Genomic DNA, 19,389 nt, shown 5'->3' with positions numbered 1-19,389 from the left:
GGCACGGGGGGTTTTTTGTTGCACTGGCACTTCCCAAACCCTCGTAAAATGACCCTCAGCTTCGAGAAGAGAATGCCGATGACCGAGCAGGCCTCCGGGGCCCACCATCCGCAGCCGCGGCCCCGCAACGGCGGACACCACGCCACCACTGTCGAGCACGTGACGGGCGCGCAGTCGCTCATCCGCTCGCTCGAGGAAGTGGGGGCCGACACGGTATTCGGCATTCCCGGCGGCGCCATCCTGCCGGCGTACGACCCGCTGATGGACTCCACGAAGGTCCGCCACGTGCTGGTCCGCCACGAGCAGGGAGCCGGTCACGCGGCGACCGGTTACGCGCAGGCCACCGGCAAGGTCGGCGTGTGCATGGCCACTTCGGGGCCCGGTGCCACGAACCTGGTCACGCCGATCGCCGACGCCCACATGGACTCCGTCCCCATGGTCGCGATCACCGGCCAGGTCGCCTCCAAGGCGATCGGCACGGACGCCTTCCAGGAGGCGGACATCGTCGGCATCACCATGCCGATCACCAAGCACAACTTCCTGGTCACCAAGGCCGAGGACATCCCGCGCACCATCGCCGAGGCGTTCCACATCGCCTCCACCGGACGTCCGGGCCCGGTCCTGGTCGACATCGCCAAGGACGCCCTCCAGGCGAAGACCACGTTCAGCTGGCCGCCGAGCCACGACCTGCCCGGCTACCGCCCGGTCACCAAGCCGCACGCCAAGCAGATCCGCGAGGCCGCCAAGCTGATCGTCCAGGCGAAGCGCCCCGTCCTGTACGTCGGCGGCGGCGTCATGAAGGCGAACGCGACCGCCGAGCTGAAGGTCCTGGCCGAGCTCACCGGCGCCCCCGTCACCACCACCCTGATGGCGCTGGGCTCCTTCCCCGACAGCCACCCGCTGCACGTGGGGATGCCGGGCATGCACGGTGCGGTCACCGCCGTCACCGCGCTCCAGCGGGCCGACCTGATCGTCGCCCTCGGAGCCCGCTTCGACGACCGCGTCACCGGCAAGCTGGACAGCTTCGCCCCGTACGCCAAGATCGTCCACGCCGACATCGACCCGGCCGAGATCGGCAAGAACCGCGCCGCGGACGTGCCGATCGTCGGTGACGCCCGCGAGGTCATCGCCGACCTCGTCCAGGCCGTCCAGGCCGAGCACACCGAGGGCAACACCGGCGACTACGCCGCCTGGTGGAACGACCTCAACCGCTGGCGCGACACCTACCCGCTCGGCTACGACCTGCCGGAGAACGGGCAGCTCTCCCCGCAGCAGGTCATCCAGCGCATCGGCCAGCTCGCCCCCGAGGGCACCATCTACGCCGCGGGCGTCGGCCAGCACCAGATGTGGGCCTCGCACTTCATCCAGTACGAGCAGCCCGCCACCTGGCTGAACTCCGGCGGCGCGGGGACGATGGGGTACGCCGTCCCGGCCGCCATGGGCGCCAAGGCCGGCATGCCGGACCGTACGGTCTGGGCCATCGACGGCGACGGCTGCTTCCAGATGACCAACCAGGAACTCACCACCTGCGCGCTCAACAACATCCCGATCAAGGTCGCCATCATCAACAACGGCGCGCTCGGGATGGTCCGCCAGTGGCAGACGCTCTTCTACAACCAGCGCTACTCCAACACCGTGCTGCACAGCGGCCCGGACGCAGACGGCAGGCAGCCGAGCGCCGGCACCCGGATCCCGGACTTCGTCAAGCTGTCCGAGGCCATGGGCTGCCACGCGATCCGCTGCGAGGACCCGGCCGATCTCGACAAGGTCATCGCCGAGGCCAATGCCATCAACGACCGGCCGGTCGTGGTCGACTTCATCGTGCACGAGGACGCCATGGTCTGGCCGATGGTGGCCGCCGGTACCTCGAACGACGAGGTCATGGCCGCCCGCGGGGTGCGCCCCGACTTCGGCGACAACGAAGACGACTGAGCAGACGAGAGAGAGACTTCAAGCCCATGTCCAAGCACACCCTCTCCGTCCTGGTCGAGAACAAGCCGGGCGTCCTCGCGCGGATCACGGCCCTGTTCTCCCGCCGCGGATTCAACATCGACTCCCTCGCGGTGGGCACCACCGAGCACCCCGAGATCTCACGCATCACGATCGTGGTCAACGTGATCGAGGCCCTGCCGCTCGAACAGGTGACGAAGCAGCTCAACAAGCTCGTCAACGTACTGAAGATCGTCGAACTCGAGCCGGGCGCCGCGATCCAGCGTGAGCTCGTCCTCGTGAAGGTGCGCGCCGACAACGAGACGCGCTCGCAGATCGTCGAAATCGTCCAGCTGTTCCGCGCCAAGACGGTCGACGTCTCCCCGGAGGCCGTGACCATCGAGGCGACGGGCGGCGCCGACAAGCTCGAAGCGATGCTCAAGATGCTGGAGCAGTTCGGCATCAAGGAGCTCGTGCAGTCCGGCACGATCGCCATAGGGCGCGGCTCCCGGTCGATCACCGACCGCAGCCTGCGGGCCCTCGACCGCTCGGCCTGACCCCCCGGTCCCGCCGTTCGCGGGCAAGCCGGCCAGCGCCGGTTCGCCTGTTCGCATGGCGAGACCCGTAATCCTTCATTCCGCACCCCGCCGTACGGTGGGACGCACAACCAGCACACAAGGAGAATCCCAGTGGCCGAGCTGTTCTACGACGACGATGCCGACCTGTCCATCATCCAGGGCCGCAAGGTCGCGGTGATCGGTTACGGCAGCCAGGGCCACGCCCACGCGCTGTCGCTCCGTGACTCGGGTGTCGACGTCCGTGTCGGTCTGCACGAGGGCTCCAAGTCCAAGGCGAAGGCCGAGGAGCAGGGCCTGCGCGTGGTCACTCCGGCGCAGGCCGCCGAAGAGGCCGACGTCATCATGATCCTGATCCCGGACCCGATCCAGGCCCAGGTCTACGAGGAGTCCGTCAAGGACAACCTCAAGGACGGCGACGCGCTGTTCTTCGCCCACGGCTTCAACGTCCGCTTCGGCTTCATCAAGGCCCCGGCCGGTGTCGACGTCGCGCTCGTCGCCCCCAAGGGCCCGGGCCACCTGGTCCGCCGTCAGTACGAGGAAGGCCGCGGCGTTCCGGCGATCGCCGCCGTGGAGCAGGACGCCACCGGCAGTGCCTTCGCGCTGGCCCTCTCGTACGCCAAGGCCATCGGCGGCACCCGCGCGGGCGTCATCAAGACGACCTTCACCGAGGAGACCGAGACCGACCTGTTCGGTGAGCAGGCCGTGCTCTGCGGCGGCGCCTCGGCGCTCGTGAAGGCGGGCTTCGAGACCCTGGTCGAGGCCGGCTACCAGCCCGAGATCGCGTACTTCGAGTGCCTCCACGAGCTGAAGCTGATCGTGGACCTGATGTACGAGGGCGGCCTGGAGAAGATGCGCTGGTCGGTCTCCGAGACCGCCGAGTGGGGCGACTACATCACCGGCCCGCGCGTCATCACGGACCAGACCAAGGCCGAGATGAAGAAGGTCCTCGCCGAGATCCAGGACGGCACGTTCGCCAAGAACTGGATGGACGAGTACCACGGCGGTCTGAAGAAGTACAACGAGTACAAGACGCAGGACTCCGAGCACCTGCTGGAGACCACCGGCAAGGAGCTGCGCAAGCTCATGAGCTGGGTGGACAACGAGGAGGCGTAAGCCTCCGGGCGGGGGGCCGCGGCGCATCGCCGCGGCCCTTCGCGCACAACTGGACAGAACGTCCAGCCACGGACGGGTGATCCTTCCGTCGAGGCGGAAGACCACGTACCCCGCGCCACTAGACTGCTTCTTACATAACGCGTCAGGCCCACAGCGTCGTGCGTCTTCCACGCGGCTAGCCCCTCCACCGCCTGCGGCCGTCGGGACGGCCGTCCGCAAAGGACCAGTGAGGACTCACGTGAGCTCGAAACCTGTCGTACTCATCGCTGAAGAGCTGTCGCCCGCCACAGTCGACGCCCTGGGCCCGGACTTCGACATCCGGCACTGCAACGGCGCCGACCGGGGAGAGCTCCTGCCGGCCATCGCCGACGTGGACGCGATTCTCGTCCGCTCCGCCACCAAGGTCGACGCCGAGGCCATCGCCGCGGCGAAGAAGCTGCGCGTCGTCGCCCGTGCCGGTGTCGGCCTCGACAACGTGGACGTCTCCGCCGCCACCAAGGCCGGCGTCATGGTCGTCAACGCGCCGACGTCCAACATCGTCACCGCCGCCGAGCTCGCCTGCGGCCTGCTCGTCGCCACCGCGCGCAACATCCCGCAGGCCAACACCGCCCTGAAGAACGGCGAGTGGAAGCGCTCGAAGTACACGGGTGTCGAGCTCAGCGAGAAGACCCTGGGCGTCGTCGGCCTCGGCCGCATCGGTGTCCTGGTCGCGCAGCGCATGTCGGCCTTCGGCATGAAGATCGTCGCGTACGACCCCTACGTACAGCCCGCGCGCGCCGCGCAGATGGGCGTCAAGCTGCTCTCGCTCGACGAGCTGCTGGAGGTCGCCGACTTCATCACGGTGCACCTGCCCAAGACGCCCGAGACGCTCGGCCTGATCGGTGACGAGGCGCTGCACAAGGTCAAGCCGTCCGTACGCATCGTCAACGCCGCGCGCGGCGGGATCGTCGACGAGGCGGCGCTGTACTCCGCCCTCAAGGAGGGCCGGGTCGCCGGCGCGGGTCTCGACGTGTACGCGAAGGAGCCCTGCACCGACTCCCCGCTCTTCGAGCTGGACCAGGTCGTCTGCACGCCGCACCTCGGCGCCTCCACCGACGAGGCGCAGGAGAAGGCGGGCATCGCGGTCGCCAAGTCCGTGCGCCTCGCGCTCGCCGGTGAGCTCGTGCCGGACGCGGTCAACGTCCAGGGCGGTGTCATCGCCGAGGACGTGCGCCCCGGTCTGCCGCTCGCCGAGAAGCTCGGCCGGATGTTCACCGCGCTCGCGGGCGAGGTCGCGGTGCGCCTCGATGTCGAGGTGTACGGCGAGATCACGCAGTACGACGTCAAGGTGCTCGAACTGTCCGCGCTCAAGGGCGTCTTCGAGGACGTCGTCGACGAGACCGTGAGCTACGTCAACGCGCCGCTCTTCGCGCAGGAGCGCGGCGTCGAGGTCCGCCTCACGACCAGCTCGGAGTCCCCGGACCACAAGAACGTCGTCACCGTGCGCGGCACGCTCTCCGGCGGCGACGAGGTCTCGGTGTCCGGCACACTGTCCGGCCCGAAGCACCTCCAGAAGATCGTCGGGATCGGCGAGCACGACATCGACCTGACGCTGGCCGACCACATGGTCGTCCTGCGCTACCAGGACCGTCCCGGTGTCGTCGGCACGGTCGGCCGCATCCTCGGCGAGGGCGGCCTGAACATCGCGGGCATGCAGGTGTCGCGCGCCGACCAGGGCGGCGAGGCGCTGGCCGTCCTGTCCGTGGACGACACGGTTCCGCCGACGGTTCTCACCGAGATCGCCGAGGAGATCGGCGCGTCCTCGGCCCGCTTCGTGAACCTGGCCGACTGACGCCGGCTGTCACTGCCTGACGCAGGCCGACGCCCGACCGAAACCGGCTGTAGCCGGCCGACGTCGGCTGACGCGGCCGGCGTCGGCTGACGTGGCCGGCGTGGCTCGTCACCGTGCCCGGGACGCTCGGATGCTCCGTACGAAAGCTGTACGAGGCGTCCGCGTCCCGGGCACGGTGCTTTCCGGTGCGGCCGGCTTCGCGCGTCCCCGCCAGGGGGGCGGAAGAGGGGCAGCGCGAGACCACCGGACCGGTGCCCGGCGTCAGCCGCCGGCGCTCGTGCCGGTCAGCCCCGGCCGTGGGGCGTCAGCACACCCACAGGCCGTCCGCCTTGTCGTTGTTGGCGCTGCCGACGTTGGAACTGGACGACGGGGCGGTGGACGTCCAGAGCAGGGCCCACGAGCTGCCGGTCCAGTTGTAGACATGGGTCTGCGTGCCACGCGTCTGGTTGTTGTGCCAGGAGGTCGTCTTGTCGTTGAATCCCCAGTTGGCGAGATTCTCGAAGTTGCAGTCCGACCAGGTCAGCCGCCGCCCGTCGAAGTTGGCGTGCTCGTAGAGGCACGTCCAGGCGTAGTTGCAGTTCGGCGTTCCGAGCGCGCCGAGGGGCTCGTTGACGGCCCGGGCCCGCTTCTCACCCGGTAACGGGAACGTCATGACGGCCTTGCCGCCACGCCAGGAGATCTCGTTCACGCCGGTCTGCTCGCCGCCCGGCGTGGTGGCGAGCTGCTGGTCGATCTGCTTCTGGAGCCCGGCGGCCTCGCTCCTGCTCAGCCCGGCCTGCTTCACCTCGGAGGCGATCTTCGCTTCGAGCGTGGTCGACGCCGAGGTGGGGCCGGCCAGGCCCAGCACCGCCATGGCCCCCGCTGTGGCGGTGACGGCGAGTTTCGTTCTCGTGCGCATAGCAGCGTTTCCCTTCGTCCACGTCCTCCGGGGTGTCCGGAGCGACGCACACGCTAGGACAGGCGGCCGGTGCGTGCGGAGCCAGGAACGAGCCAACTGCTGACCGGGCCGACACCCGCGCCCGGGCACCGGGTCCCGCCACAGGACCCGGACGGTCGCCCGCCCGGTCCCGTCACAGGCGGGCGGCCTTCAGCGACATGTGCAGCAGCAGCCGGTCCTCGCCGTCGTGGAGATCGAGGCCGGTGAGCTGTTCCACCCGGGACAGCCGGTAGTAGAGCGTCTGGCGATGGATGTTCAGGGCGCTCGCGGTCCGGCCGGCCTGGCCCGCGCAGTCGAGGAACGCCTCCGCGGTGCGGGCGAGTTCGGCGTGCGCGGGTTCGAGCAGCGGGCGTACGGCGGGGTCCACGGGATGGCCGGGCCCACTGTCGGGGAGCGCTGCCAGCAGGCGGTACGGGCCGATCCCCGACCACTCCGCCACCGGGCCGAGGTGGGGCCGGGCCAGCGCCGCCCGGGCGGCGGCCGAGGCTTCGCGCCAGGCACCCGGCAGCTCGTCCAGTGACCGTACGGGGTCGCCGATGCCGACGACCGGGCCCGCCGGGGCGAGCAGGTTGGCGGCCGCCTGGTGGGCGGGGGAGAGGTCGGCGGCCGTACGGATCCTGAGCAGTGCGGCGAGGCGCGGGCCGGCCGGACCGGGCACCGGAAGCAGGCACAGGGCGGCGGCGCCGGGGACCGTACGTACACCCGGCACGGGGTCCGTCCACGGCGCGGCGCACAGCAGCGCGTACGCTCCCGAGTCGCCCAGCGTCCCGCCCAGCGCGGCCAGCGCGGCGGCCCGGCTGTCGGCGGATTCCGAGGTGAGCAGGGTCAGCAGATGCGGGCCGAGGTCGGCGCGGGCGCGCGCCTCGTCCGCGAGGAGCTCACCGATCCGGGCGCAGACCGCCATCGCGGAGGCGGGCACGGGCCCGGGCGGACCGTCGTCCCCGGCGAGGAGCCATACGTAACCGTGGACGACGCCCCGGTGCCGTACGGGAAGGCAGAGCCGGCCGCGCAGGACGCCCGCGGCCGGGTCGGCGGGGATGTGGACCGGGGCTTCGGCCGTCGCGATGCCGAACTTCTCGAACCAGGCGCGGACCTCGGCCGTGGAGCGGCGGGTGAGGATCGAGCGGGTACGGACCGGGTCCAGGGTCGTTTCGTCGAAACCGCTGCCGCTGTCGTGCGCGCCGAAGGCGATCAGCCGGAAATCGCGGTCCTCCAGCGTCGCGGGAGCGCCGAGCAGTGCCGAGATCTCGTCGACCAGTTCCTGGTAATCGCCTTTCACGCTTCCCATTCTCGCATTCCTTCAGACACCTGTATGAGATACGGGACACGAACGCGTGACAGGTGTCGATGGCTCGCGGATCGAGCGATCCTTAGATTTCACGGTGGTTATCCGTGCCGTACCGAAAATTTCCTGGTCACGGCCCCCCTTCGAGCCTTTTCCGTGGAGGTGCCCCGTGCTGGGTCCCGTGATCCTCGCCGCTTCGCGCAGCGACAAGATGCGCCGCTTCGTGTCGGCCGCCCCGGGCACCAAACAGGTCGTCGGCCGGTTCATCGCCGGTGAGACCGTCGAGCAGGTCGTCCCGATCGTCCAGGACGCCGCCGACAAGGGCCTGGAAGTGACCCTGGACGTCGTGGGCGAGGACATCACCAGCCGCGAGCAGGCATTCGCCGCCCGGGACGCGTACCTGGAGCTGATCGAGCACCTCAAGGGGCTGGGCCTGGGCGAGCGGGCCGAGATGTCCGTCAAGCTCTCGATGTTCGGCCAGGCGCTGGAGGGCGGCCACGAGCTGGCGCTCGCCAACGTCCGCCCGGTCGTCGAGGCGGCGGCCGAAATCGGCACCACGGTCACGCTCGACGCCGAGGACCACACCACGCTCGACTCGATGTTCGCCATCCACGAGGAGCTGCGGAAGGACTTTCCGCAGACCGGCTGCGTGATCCAGGCGTACCTGTTCCGCACCGAGGACGACGCGCGGCGGCTGGCGAAGGCCGGCAGCCGCGTCCGTATCGTCAAGGGCGCCTACAAGGAGCCCGCCACTGTCGCGTTCCAGGACAAGGCCGAGATCGACAAGGCGTACGTCCGGATCCTGAAGATCCTCATGGCGGGCGACGGCTACCCCATGATCGGATCGCACGACCCGCGGCTGATTGCCGTCAGCCAGGAGCTCGCGCGGCGTGCCGGGCGCAAACTGGATGAGTACGAATTTCAGATGCTCTACGGGATCCGCAGCGAAGAGCACGTGCGGCTCGCGGCGGAGGGCCACCGGATGCGTGTGTACACCGCGTACGGCACCGACTGGTACGGCTACTTCATGCGACGCCTCGCGGAGAAGCCGGCCAACCTGCTGTTCTTCGTCCGCTCGATGATCACCAAGAACTGACCCAGGCTGACCCTAGGGCCGAGCCCTTCCACCCCTCACGAAGGAGTCAAGGAACTCATGGACGCTGTGACCCAGGTCCCCGCCCCGGTCAACGAGCCGGTGCGCACCTACGCCCCGGGCTCGCCGGAGCGCGCACGCCTCGAAGCCAAGCTGAAGGAGCTTGCCGAGAACCCCGTCGACCTCCCGATGACGATCAACGGTGAGAGGCGGATGGGTGGCGGCGAGCGTTTCGACGTCGTGCAGCCGCACAACCACAAGGCCGTCCTCGGCACCGCCGCGCACGCCACGCAGGACGACGCGCGGGACGCCATCGACGCCGCGCTCGCCGCCGCCCCGGCGTGGCGCGCGATGTCCTTCGACGACCGCGCCGCGATCATCCTGCGCGCCGCCGAGCTGCTGTCGGGCCCGTGGCGCGAGACGCTGGCCGCCTCGACCATGCTGGGCCAGTCGAAGACCGTCCAGCAGGCCGAGATCGACACCCCGTGCGAGCTCGTCGACTTCTGGCGCTTCAACGTCAAGTACGCCCGTGACCTGCTCGCCGAGCAGCCCCCGGCGAACTCTCCGGGCGTGTGGAACCGGCTGGACCACCGTCCGCTGGAAGGTTTCGTCTACGCGATCACGCCCTTCAACTTCACGGCCATCGCGGGCAACCTGCCGACCGCGCCCGCCCTGATGGGCAACGTCGTGGTCTGGAAGCCGTCCCCGACGCAGACGCACGCCGCCGTGCTGCTGATGCAGCTGCTGGAGGAGGCCGGGCTGCCCAAGGGCGTCATCAACCTGGTCACCGGTGACGGCATCGAGGTCTCCGAGGTCGCCCTCAACCACCGCGACCTGGCCGGCATCCACTTCACCGGCTCGACCAAGACCTTCCAGTACCTGTGGAAGACGGTCGGCAACAACATCGAGAAGTACCGCACGTACCCGCGTCTCGTCGGCGAGACGGGCGGCAAGGACTTCGTCGTCGCGCACCCGAGCGCCGACCGCGCCGTCCTGAAGACCGCGCTGACCCGTGGCTCGTTCGAGTTCCAGGGCCAGAAGTGCTCCGCGTCCTCGCGTGCGTACGTCCCGGCCTCGATCTGGGACGACGGCTTCAAGGAGGAGTTCGCGGCCGAGGTCGACGCCATCACCATGGGCGACGTCACCGACCTGTCGAACTTCATCGGCGCCGTCATCGACGAGCGTTCGTTCGCCAAGAACAAGGCCGCGATCGACCGCGCGGCCGCCGACCCGACCTGCACGATCGTCGCGGGCGGCACGTACGACGACTCGGTCGGCTACTTCGTCCGCCCGACGGTCATCGCCTGCACGGACCCGGCGAACGAGGTCTTCACGACCGAGTACTTCGGCCCGATCCTGGCGGTCCACGTCTACGAGGACGCGAAGTACGACGCCATGCTGGAGCAGATGGAGTCGGCGTCCGACTACGCGCTGACCGGCGCCGTCATCTCCGGTGACCGCGCGGCGGCGGCGTACACGATGGACAAGCTCCGCTACGCGGCGGGCAACTTCTACATCAACGACAAGTCGACCGGCGCCGTGGTCGGCCAGCAGCCCTTCGGCGGCGGCCGCGCCTCCGGCACGAACGACAAGGCCGGCGCGCCCCAGAACCTCCAGCGCTGGACCCTGACCCGGGCCATCAAGGAGACCCTGGTCCCGCCGACCGACTACACCTACCCGCACCAGGGCTGACCGCCCCCGGCGCGCCGCCCCGGCCGCGCGCCCCGCGAGACACCGCCCCCGTCCCGGCCCCCACGCCGGACGGGGGCGGTTTCGTGCGCCGCCCGCAGGTCAGATCTTGCGCCAGCGGGCCATCGCGAACGAGAAGAGGCCGAACATGGCCAGGCCGACGGCTATCAGGACCAGCAGCCACGGGCCGGCCGGCGTGTCGGAGAACGAGCGGAGGGTGTCGTCGATGCCCTTCGCCTTGTCCGGTTCGTAGTTGGCCGCGGCCTTGACCGCGAAGCCGCCGAGGACGGTGAAGACGGCGCCCCGCGCGACACCGCCGGCCACGCCGGTGACATCGACGGCCTGGCGGGTACGGCCGTGCAGCGCGCTCATCTTGAGGTGTTTGTGGTACTTGCGCAGGGCGGCTCGGCTCGCGATCCACAGGCCGGTGACCGCGATGGCCAGGCCGCCGATTCCCACGATCCACTGGCCGCCGGGGAGTTCCATGGCCCGGGCCGTCACGTCCTCCGACTGCTTGTCGCTCGATCCGCTGCCGCTGCCCGCCGTGCCCGCCGCGAACGACAGCACGCTGTACGCCACGAAGCCGTAGAAGAGAAAACGCGCCAGGGAGAACAGGCGCTTGCGGGGCTTGTGGCCGTCGGGTCCGGCCGCGCCGAAGCAGGCTTCCGAGAGCCGCCACAGCGCCATGCCCACCAAGGCGATGCCCAGGGCCCAGAGCAGGAACGAGCCGAGCGGCTGCTCGGCCACCTCCTTGAGGGCGCCCCCGCGGTCCGCCTCCTGGCCGCCGTCGCCGAACGCGATGCGCAGTGCCAGTACGCCGACCAGCAGGTAGAGCACCCCGCGTGCCACGAACCCCCAGCGCGCGGCCGCCTCCATGGCCGAGCTGTTTGAAGCCTGCCGTGCCCTGAGCTTGCCTCTTCTGCCGAGTGCCGCTGTGCCCATGTCTCGCCTCCTTCGTCGGAGACCGTGTGCCCCGAAGCGGGCGCCGGAACCGGTGCGGGCATGTGACGTGGCGTCGACGCGCCCTTGTGGTTTGGCAATGGGCATGTCAAATTCCTCAGCGGTGTCCCCGTTCCCCACGGAGACCTGACCGAGGAGATCCCCCCATGAGACGCATCCTCCGTGCGCGCACAGCCCTTACCGCCCTCATAGCCGCCGGCACGCTGGGCTTCGGCGCCACCCCGGCCGGCGCCGGTACCGCCGCCGAAGCCGCCGCCACGGGCCCGTCGACGTACGCCCTCGACTCCGAACTCTCCCGGCGGCTCGGCGACGACACCGCCGGCAGCTACATCGACCGCCGTACCGGCGCCCTCACCGTCACCGTCACCAGTGACCGCGCCGCCGAGCAGGTACGCGCGTCGGGAGCCGTCGCGAAGCGTGTCGAGCGCAGTGCGGCGCGGCTGGAGGCGGCCATGGCGGCGCTGGAGTCCCGGGCGAAGATCACGGGTACGTCGTGGGGCATCGACCCGACGACCAATCAGGTCAGCGTCGAGGCCGACCGGTCCGTCTCCGCGCGGGAGCTGGCCCGGCTGAGGAAGGTCGCGGACGCGCAGGACGGTGCGGTGCGGATCTCGCGCGTACCGGGGACGTTCAAGCGGGAGGTGGCCGGCGGCGACGCGATCTACGGCGGCGGGTATCGCTGCTCGGCCGCCTTCAACGTCTCCAAGGGCACCACGCGTTACTTCGTGACGGCGGGCCACTGCACCAACGACGTCGCCAACTGGTCGGCCACGTCCGGCGGTCCGGTGATCGGCGTCCGTGAGGGAACCAGCTTCCCGACCAACGACTACGGCATCGTCCGCTACACCAACGGCTCGGCGCCATCGGGCAACGTCAACCTCTACAACGGCGGCTTCCAGGACATCGCGTCCGCCGCGAACGCCGTCGTGGGCCAGGCCATCAAGAAGAGCGGCTCCACCACCAAGGTGACCAGCGGCACCGTCACCGCCGTGAACGTCACCGTCAACTACGGCGACGGACCCGTGTACGGCATGGTCCGCACCACCGCCTGCTCGGCCGGCGGTGACAGCGGCGGGGCGCACTTCGCGGGCAGCGTCGCGCTCGGCATCCACTCGGGCAGCTCCGGCTGTACGGGAACCAACGGTTCCGCCATCCACCAGCCGGTGAAGGAAGCCCTGTCGGCGTACGGCGTGAACGTGTACTGAGCACCTGTCGGGCCGTCACCCCGCCGCCGGGGTGGCGGCCTGCGAGAGTGCGGACATGAACGCGCTGCGTACAGCCCACACGGCCGACCTCGATCCCGCCGAGCTGCACGAGATCCACGCTCTCCTCGAAGCCGCCTTCGAAGGCGACTTCGACGAGGACGACTGGGACCACACCATCGGCGGCATACACGCCTGGCTCCGGGACGAGCGCGGTGTCGCCGCCCATGGCAGCGTCGTCCAGCGCCGGGTCCAGCACGCCGGCCGGTCGCTGCGCGTCGGTTACGTCGAAGGTGTGGCCGTACGGGCGGACCGGCGGCGGGAGGGGCTCGGCGGCCTGGTGATGGAGGCGCTGGAGCGGGTGATCGACCGGGCATACGTCCTCGGGGCGCTCTCCGCGTCGGACGACGGGGCGGCGCTCTACGCGGGGCGCGGATGGGTGCGGTGGCCGGGCCGGATCGCGGCTCTGGGGCCTTCCGGCGTCGTACCGCTGCCCGACGAGGAGGGTACGACGTACCTGCGGCCGGTGGCCGGGCTTCCGGACGCGTCCGAGGCCCTGCTCTTCGACTGGCGCGACGGAGACGTGCTCTAGGCCGGGCGGCGTGTGCCGCGCGGGGCGACGTGCTCGAGGCCGGGGCCCCCGGCCGGAGCGGCGCGCTCCGGCCGGAACACGCTCCGGGTCAGAGGAACCGGCGGATCGGCAGGACCGCCACTTCACGGGCCCGCTGGACGATGGAGCGCTTCTTCCACCGGCCCGGCCGGATCTGTTCGCTCACCGTCACGTCCTGGTCGAAGTGCTCGTCCAGTGTGGCCGTGAAGTCCTGGTCCAGGACGGCGATCATGACCTCCTCGTCGTGGTCGAGCGAGCGCCGGTTGAAGTTCGTCGAGCCGACCAGCGCGGCCACATGGTCGACGGTGATCACCTTCGCGTGCATCATCGTCGGCTGGTACTGGAAGATCTTCACCCCGCAGGCGGTGAGGTCGTCGTAGAAGTGCTGGCCGGCCAGCCGGCAGACCCGCTTGTCGGTGTGCGGGCCCGGCAGCAGGATCTCGACCCGCACCCCGCGCCGCGCGGTGGCGCAGAGCAGCTCGACGAAGTAGGCGTCCGGCGAGAAGTACGCGGTGGCCAGCCGGAAGCGTTCCTCGGCCGACTCCAGCATCACCCGGATCAGGGTCTGCATGTCCTGCCAGCCGAAACTGGCCGAGCCGCGCACCACCTGCACCACCGCGTCGCCGTGCGGGCGCTGCTCGACGAACCGGTCCCGGTCGTCGAAGAGCTCGTCGTGGCACTCGGCCCAGTTCTGGGCGAACGCCGCGGCGATCCCGTCCACCGCCGGGCCCCGCACCTCCACGTGCGTGTCGCGCCACTCGTGTTCGTTGCGCGCGTCACCGCACCACTCCTCCGCGATCCCCACGCCACCCGTGAACGCGGTCTCCTCGTCGACGACGAGGACCTTGCGGTGGCAGCGGTGGTTCTGCTTGAGCGGCGACAGGTACAGCGGTTTACGGAACCAGGCCACATGCACTCCGGCCCGTTCCATCACCTCCAGCTGCTCTCTCTCGATCAGCCGGCTGCCGAACCCGTCCAGCAGCAGTCGCACCCGTACCCCGGCGCGGGCCCGGTCCGCCAGTGCCTGGGCGAACTCGCGGGCGATGTCGCCCTTCCAGTACACGAACGTCATCATGTCCACCGTGTGCTCGGCGGACCGGATGCCGGCCAGCATCGCGGCGAAGATCTCGTCCCCGTTGCGCAGGGGGACGACCGCGTTGCCCTCGGTCGCGGCGACGCCTATGAGCCGCTCCAGACGCCGCCGTATCCGCGCGACGCGGTCCTCCGCGGACGCGGGCGTCCGCGGCCCCGGTATGTGGGGAGGGGTCAGCTCGGGCGGTTCCTGCGTACTCGTCATGGTGTCACCGGGCCGGCACGGAGCAGAGGGAAACGGAGCCGCTGTGCCCGGTCCGGCGCGGGCCGGCGCAGCCAGTCGACTGTACCTGGGCGGTCCTGACCGGCCGAGGGGCCCCGGCGAATCGGCCGCCGGGAGGCCGGGCGCCGGTGAAAGTCGTATTCCAGACAGGCCGTGACGTAAAAGAAACCCGCACGTACCTAGCGGTAACAAAGGCCCGCGTGCCAGATTTCCGCATGCCACCGGCCGGCGGCCCCCCTCACCGATACGCCTTCGAGGCCAAGCGCAGGAGTTCCGCCGTGTCCGGATTCCGCTCCACGAATACGCTCAGACCCACCCGCAGCCCCGGGCCCCGCCGCACGCGCGGCCGTGCGCGCGGCAGGCGCCTCGTCGCCTCGGCGCTCGCGCTCCCCCTGGCCTTCGTCGCCCTGCTCACGACCGGGGCCGGCCCCTCGATGGCGAGCCCCACCTCGGGCCCGACCGCGATCGTCTCCATGGGCGACAGCTACATCTCGGGCGAGGCGGGCCGCTGGCAGGGCAACAGCCTCACCAACAGCGGCAGCCGCGACGGCTCCGACCGCGCGTGGACGGGCAGCGGCTACGATCCGGGCCGCGTGTACGGTCCGACGGCCGTGAACGGCTGCCACCGCTCCGACTCCGCCGAGGTGCGCAGCGCCACCGGCACCGCTCAGGCGCTGATCAACATCGCCTGCTCGGGTGCCACCACCAAGAACGTCTTCCGCGCCGCGAGCGGCGGTACGCCGTACAAGGGCGAAGCGCCGCAGGCCGACCAGCTCGCCGGTATCGCCGCGGCCAACAACGTGAAGGTGATCGCCCTGTCGGTCGGCGGCAACGACCTGGGCTTCGCCGACATCATCACCGCCTGCGCCGCCGACTACATGGTCTGGTACTCGTACTGCCACGACGACCAGCAGGTGGCGGTGGACGCGAAGATCGACGCGGCCATGGCGGGTGTGGGGAAGGCCGTCGACGAGATCCGCGCCGTGATGTCCGCCGGCGGGTACGCCGCCTCCGCCTACCGGATCGTGCTCCAGTCGTACCCCTCGCCCATCCCGAGGGCGGCCGAGAACCGCTACGCGGAGAGCGGCTGGACCCGGGTCAGTACCGGCGGCTGCCCGTTCTGGAACAAGGACTCCGACTGGGCCCGCGACTCGCTCGTCCCGCAGATCGCGGGCCGTCTCAAGGGTGTGGCCGCCGCCAAGGGCGTGGAGTTCCTGGATCTGCGCGACATGCTCCAGGGGCGCGAGGTGTGCGCCAAGCAGAGCAGGCTGGTGAACGCCACGCAGCCGCCGTCGGCCACCAGCAGTGAATGGGCGCGCTGGATCGACAGCGACTCCACCCAGGGCCCCGTCCAGGAGTCCATGCACCCCAACTACTACGGCCAGCTCGCCCAGGGCCGTTGCCTCGGCCTCGTGTACGCGGCCCCGGCGGGCGGCGCCCACACCTGCCGCAATACGGCGGGGGCGGACGCTTCGAGGATGTACCTGACGGCGTCCTGACCGCGCCCGGACCATGGTCATGACCACGCCTCCCGGAGGCGTGGTCATGATCGCGTCTCAGATAGTAGGAAGTCCGAGTAATTGTGGAGACAGACAGTCCGGTCTCCCTTAGCTTGGAAGAAGCCGAACGTCTCGCTCCATCAGCGAACGGCGGTCGTGAGCCCGTGCCCGATGCAGGTAACCCCTGCGGCGCCGGCTCCCCGCCCATTCCGGCGCCCTGAAATCATTCTGATCTCAAGGAGTCGATCATCATGGCCGAGACCGTCCGCCGCGTCCGCCGCGCCCCCCGTTCCAACGACACCGACCGCAAGCAGGCCGTCGCCGCCCTCCAGCGGGCGCTGGACCGCCGCGACAACGGCGGCGCGACCGGCCACTGATCCACGGCCCGCGCCCCCGTCGTCCCCGCCTAACGGCTGCGCCGGATCTCGAAGTAGTCGACGCGCTCGCCCGATTCGGCGAGCGCGGAGACTTTCAGCCTCGGCGACGTACCGGCCTCGGCCTCCACCGCGAGGAACGAGAAGCCGGTGTACCGCACCCGTGACCACTCGACCGTGTCCGGGTCCGGGAGCCGCGACTTCGTCCAGTGGAAGCTGACGATGTGGTCGTGGTCGTGGACGTTGCCCTCGTAGCTGTCCTTCACGCCGAGCCCGAACCCGTACAGGTCCTTGCCCGCGCCGCCCGCGGTGACGTACACGATCCCGTCCCGCGTCGGATCGGTCGAGGCCCCGACCGGCACCGGCCTGCCGACTTCACCGTTCTTGATGGCGTCGGTGCGCTCGTACACGTGGTTGTGCCCGTTGATCACCAGGTCGACCTGGTGCTTGGTGAACAGCGCCAGCCACGCGTCGCGTACACCGCCGTCCGAGGCGTGCGTGGACGTCGAGTACACGCAGTGGTGGAAGAAGACGACGACGAAGTCGACGCCGGCCTGCCGCCGCAGCTCGCCGAGCCGCTTGTCGAGCCAGGCACTCTGCGCGCCGTCCGTGTAGCCCCTGTTGGCGGGTATCTCGTACGACACGTCGTTCGCGTCCAGCGCCACGACGCCGACATTGCCGTACGTGAAGGAGTAGATGCCGGGTGCGTTCGCCGCGTCCGGCCCGTTGCCGGGCAGCGACCAGCGGGCCGACTGGCCGCCGTAGCCGTTGGGGGAGTACCAGGCCTCCATGTCGTGGTTGCCGGTGGTCACCATCCACGGGACCCGTGAGGCCACGCTCTCGGTCTGCGCCAGGAACTGGTCCCACACGCGCGCGTCGTAGGTGTCCGACTCCCTGCCGTGCCCGCTGCTGTCCGCATAGCAGATGTCGCCGGCGTGGAGGTGGAACGACGGGTTCTGACCGAGGATCAACTGGTCGTTGGCGAGGGCGTCGTAGCTCACCCCCTGGTCACCGAAGGCCGTGAAGACGAAGGTCTCCGGCCGAGCGGGCGCCGTACGGAACGAGCTGACCGACGACAGCCCCGCCGGCCGTGCGGCGTCGGCCGGGTCGAACCCGTCGTGCCCGACGCCGTAGTAGTACGTCGTCCCCGGCCTCAGTCCGTCGAGCCCCACGTGCAGGTAGAACTGGTCGACCGCGGGCAGCTTGCGCGAGAGCGACGGCGTGTGCAGAGCGCGTACCTCCGCCTCGATCTTGCGGCCCAGCTCCCACGGTTTCAGCCCCACCCGTACGTACGGACGCTTCACCGCGAAGGGCACCTGCCAGGAGATCCGCATCTGTGTCTTCGGATCGGCCCCGAAGGCGAGATGGCGGCCGAAGGGCGCGACGAGTGACCCGTCCACCCGCGCGGTGACGGAGGAGGGCAGCAGAGCGGGGGAGCCGGCGTATGCCGGACTCGCGCCGCCCAACAGGGCGGCGCCGCCCACGGTGGCGGCGGACGAGGCGATGACCCGTCGGCGGGAGAGTTTCGTACGCAGGTACTCGTGCTGCTCCGGCATGCTCATGCCGCGCGCGATCTGCTCGGGGATACCGGTGCGGGGGGTGTCGGCCATGGAAACGAACTTCCCAGTAACAACCAACTCCGGCCAGTCCTGCGGGTGAACAGAATCTGTCGAGATTTTGAGTCCGAATGGCGGACGCCCGGTGTCAGGGGCTGGGACGCGGGAGTAGGGTGCCGACATGTCTCGCAGCCTCAATCTCGCAGTGATCCCTGGTGACGGTATCGGCCAGGAGGTCGTGGCCCAAGGGCTCAAGGTCCTCAATGCCGTCCTTCCGCAGGATGTGAAGCTGCAGACCAAGGAGTACGACCTCGGCGCTCAGCGCTGGCACCGCACCGGAGACACCCTCCCGGACGCGGAGCTCGACTCCCTCAAGCAGCACGACGCCATCCTGCTCGGCGCGATCGGCGACCCGTCCGTGCCGTCCGGCGTCCTGGAGCGCGGGCTGCTCCTCAAGCTGCGGTTCGCGTTCGACCACTTCATCAACCTGCGTCCGTCGAAGCTGTTCCCCAACACGGCGACGCCGCTGGCGGGCCGCCCCGACATCGACTTCGTCGTCGTCCGCGAGGGCACCGAAGGCCCGTACACCGGCAACGGCGGCTCGATCCGCACCGGTACGGAGCACGAGGTCGCGACCGAGGTCAGCCTGAACACGGCGTACGGCGTCGAGCGCGTCGTCCGTGACGCGTACGAGCGGGCCAACGCCCGCCCCCGCAAGAAGCTGACGCTGGTGCACAAGAACAACGTCCTCGTCTACGCCGGCCACATGTGGAAGAACATCTTCGACAAGGTCGGCCAGGAGTACCCCGAGGTCACCACCGACTACCTGCACGTCGACGCCGCGACGATCTTCTTCGTCACGCAGCCGGAGCGCTTCGACGTCATCGTCACCGACAACCTCTTCGGCGACATCCTCACCGACCTCGCCGCCGCCGTGACCGGCGGCATCGGCCTGGCGGCCTCCGGCAACATCAACCCGACGGGGGCCTTCCCGTCGATGTTCGAGCCCGTTCACGGCTCCGCGCCCGACATCGCGGGCCAGGGCAAGGCCGACCCGACGGCCACGGTGCTCTCCGTCGCCCTCCTCCTGCGGCACCTCGGCTTCGACGCCGAGGCCGGCCGTATCGAGGAAGCCGTCTCCGCCGACCTGGCGGAGCGCGACGGCGGCACGGTCCGTACGACGGACGAGATCGGCGACGCGCTCGCGGTACGCGTAGCGGGCTGACCCGACGGATTCCTCCCACAGCCGCCGGGTCGCAGACACCCGGCGGCTGTGCTTTGCCGCGGCCGGGTGGGACCATCAATCCTGGGCCGCACTACACGCCGTTTCATGCACGCATTCCCACGGGCGATAATCGAACGTGGGGCCGCGGTATGAGGGGAAGCTCGGACGTCCTACTAGGCGTGAGCGCGGTCCA

The 19,389-nt window shown here is 70.0% G+C and carries 16 protein-coding genes; 11 read left to right on the top strand and 5 right to left on the bottom strand.

Annotated features, from left to right (window positions below):
• The first annotated feature begins 72 nt into the window (after positions 1-72).
• The 4 genes from AS594_RS10715 (at position 73) to serA (ending at position 5,451) form a co-directional block, all read left to right on the top strand.
• Positions 73-1,932 (top strand): acetolactate synthase large subunit, encoded by a 1,860-nt coding sequence (locus AS594_RS10715; RefSeq protein WP_069926791.1) that lies wholly within the window; start codon positions 73-75, stop codon positions 1,930-1,932.
• 26 nt (positions 1,933-1,958) lie between these two features.
• Positions 1,959-2,486 (top strand): acetolactate synthase small subunit, encoded by a 528-nt coding sequence (gene ilvN, locus AS594_RS10710; protein WP_069933100.1) that lies wholly within the window; start codon positions 1,959-1,961, stop codon positions 2,484-2,486.
• A gap of 132 nt (positions 2,487-2,618) precedes the next feature.
• Positions 2,619-3,620 carry a ketol-acid reductoisomerase gene (gene ilvC / locus AS594_RS10705; RefSeq protein ID WP_069926789.1) on the top strand — a complete coding sequence of 334 codons (1,002 nt, stop codon included), beginning with the start codon at positions 2,619-2,621 and terminating at the stop codon, positions 3,618-3,620.
• A 238-nt stretch (positions 3,621-3,858) separates the two neighbouring features.
• The gene (gene serA / locus AS594_RS10700; RefSeq protein WP_069926788.1) at positions 3,859-5,451 is read left to right on the top strand and encodes a phosphoglycerate dehydrogenase; all 1,593 of its coding nucleotides are present in this window, start codon (positions 3,859-3,861) and stop codon (positions 5,449-5,451) included.
• Between the two features lie 304 nt (positions 5,452-5,755).
• Here serA and AS594_RS10695 read toward each other — a convergent pair whose 3' ends face one another.
• Positions 5,756-6,349 (bottom strand): peptidase inhibitor family I36 protein, encoded by a 594-nt coding sequence (locus AS594_RS10695; protein ID WP_069933101.1) that lies wholly within the window; start codon positions 6,347-6,349, stop codon positions 5,756-5,758.
• A 172-nt stretch (positions 6,350-6,521) separates the two neighbouring features.
• Complete coding sequence (locus AS594_RS10690) at positions 6,522-7,676, bottom strand: PucR family transcriptional regulator (protein WP_167368013.1); 1,155 nt, start codon at positions 7,674-7,676, stop codon at positions 6,522-6,524.
• 166 nt (positions 7,677-7,842) lie between these two features.
• Between AS594_RS10690 and AS594_RS10685 the strand changes: the two genes are divergently transcribed.
• On the top strand, positions 7,843-8,769 hold the full coding sequence (locus AS594_RS10685; RefSeq protein ID WP_069933102.1) for a proline dehydrogenase family protein: 927 nt from the start codon (positions 7,843-7,845) through the stop codon (positions 8,767-8,769).
• Positions 8,770-8,826: 57 nt separating this feature from the next.
• Positions 8,827-10,458 (top strand): L-glutamate gamma-semialdehyde dehydrogenase, encoded by a 1,632-nt coding sequence (pruA, locus tag AS594_RS10680; RefSeq protein WP_069933103.1) that lies wholly within the window; start codon positions 8,827-8,829, stop codon positions 10,456-10,458.
• A gap of 99 nt (positions 10,459-10,557) precedes the next feature.
• On the opposite strand, the gene AS594_RS10675 is transcribed toward pruA, so the two are convergent.
• A complete protein-coding gene (locus tag AS594_RS10675) occupies positions 10,558-11,397 on the bottom strand; it encodes a DUF1206 domain-containing protein (RefSeq protein ID WP_069933104.1) in 840 nt (279 codons plus the stop codon).
• Positions 11,398-11,561: 164 nt separating this feature from the next.
• Between AS594_RS10675 and AS594_RS10670 the strand changes: the two genes are divergently transcribed.
• Entirely contained in the window at positions 11,562-12,620 is a 1,059-nt protein-coding gene (locus AS594_RS10670; RefSeq protein WP_069933105.1) for a S1 family peptidase, read from the top strand.
• Positions 12,621-12,675: 55 nt separating this feature from the next.
• Complete coding sequence (locus AS594_RS10665) at positions 12,676-13,209, top strand: GNAT family N-acetyltransferase (RefSeq protein ID WP_069933944.1); 534 nt, start codon at positions 12,676-12,678, stop codon at positions 13,207-13,209.
• A gap of 88 nt (positions 13,210-13,297) precedes the next feature.
• Here the strand turns inward: AS594_RS10665 and AS594_RS10660 are convergent, their stop codons facing one another.
• Positions 13,298-14,524, bottom strand: a complete 1,227-nt coding sequence (locus tag AS594_RS10660; protein WP_069933106.1) for a phospholipase D-like domain-containing protein — start codon at positions 14,522-14,524, stop codon at positions 13,298-13,300.
• A 296-nt stretch (positions 14,525-14,820) separates the two neighbouring features.
• On the opposite strand from AS594_RS10660, the gene AS594_RS10655 reads away from it, so the two are divergent.
• On the top strand, positions 14,821-16,041 hold the full coding sequence (locus AS594_RS10655) for a GDSL-type esterase/lipase family protein (protein ID WP_338120154.1): 1,221 nt from the start codon (positions 14,821-14,823) through the stop codon (positions 16,039-16,041).
• Positions 16,042-16,292: 251 nt separating this feature from the next.
• Positions 16,293-16,418 carry a hypothetical protein gene (locus tag AS594_RS47230; RefSeq protein WP_256096938.1) on the top strand — a complete coding sequence of 42 codons (126 nt, stop codon included), beginning with the start codon at positions 16,293-16,295 and terminating at the stop codon, positions 16,416-16,418.
• A gap of 29 nt (positions 16,419-16,447) precedes the next feature.
• Here the strand turns inward: AS594_RS47230 and AS594_RS10650 are convergent, their stop codons facing one another.
• Positions 16,448-18,025, bottom strand: a complete 1,578-nt coding sequence (locus tag AS594_RS10650; RefSeq protein WP_206281712.1) for a purple acid phosphatase family protein — start codon at positions 18,023-18,025, stop codon at positions 16,448-16,450.
• A gap of 127 nt (positions 18,026-18,152) precedes the next feature.
• Between AS594_RS10650 and AS594_RS10645 the strand changes: the two genes are divergently transcribed.
• The gene (locus AS594_RS10645; protein WP_069926778.1) at positions 18,153-19,196 is read left to right on the top strand and encodes a 3-isopropylmalate dehydrogenase; all 1,044 of its coding nucleotides are present in this window, start codon (positions 18,153-18,155) and stop codon (positions 19,194-19,196) included.
• The last annotated feature ends 193 nt before the right edge of the window (positions 19,197-19,389 follow it).

The organism is Streptomyces agglomeratus (assembly GCF_001746415.1).
Classification (GTDB): Bacteria; Actinomycetota; Actinomycetes; order Streptomycetales; family Streptomycetaceae; genus Streptomyces; species Streptomyces agglomeratus.
Note: the sequence above shows the minus strand (reverse complement) of the source record. Positions and strands in the feature narration are given on the sequence as shown.